Source organism: Idiomarina sp. ST20R2A10 (assembly GCF_051842345.1).
Lineage (GTDB): Bacteria > Pseudomonadota > Gammaproteobacteria > Enterobacterales > Alteromonadaceae > Idiomarina > Idiomarina loihiensis.
Genome location: NZ_JBNIEY010000046.1, coordinates 1 through 274 on the forward strand (window position 1 = coordinate 1; position 274 = coordinate 274).

The following is a 274-nucleotide window of genomic DNA, read 5'->3' on the forward strand; positions in this document are numbered from 1 at the left end:
CGGAGCGGCACCGGCAGGTCCAGGACATTTTCACACGCGGGCATCCTCGCGACATCTCGCTGGACGAAAGCCCCGTTAGAATCTGCGATGATGCCTGGATCGGTGCGGCTGCCATGGTGTTGCGCGGTGTGACGATCGGTCAGGGCGCGATCGTCGCCGCCGGCGCGGTCGTGACCCGGGATGTCGCGCCGTTCTCGATCGTGGCGGGTAATCCGGCCGTGCTGGTGAGGGAGCTTGGTCCCGATGAGCGGTGAGCGCAAGTTTACCACCTGGG

At 66.1% G+C, this 274-nt stretch carries 1 protein-coding gene; it reads left to right on the top strand.

Annotated features, from left to right (window positions below; genetic code table 11):
• On the top strand, nucleotides 1–254 hold a 254-nt coding region (locus ACP7H9_RS14265; protein WP_439222942.1), incomplete at its 5' end, for an acyltransferase.
• Nucleotides 255–274: the final 20 nt, after the last annotated feature.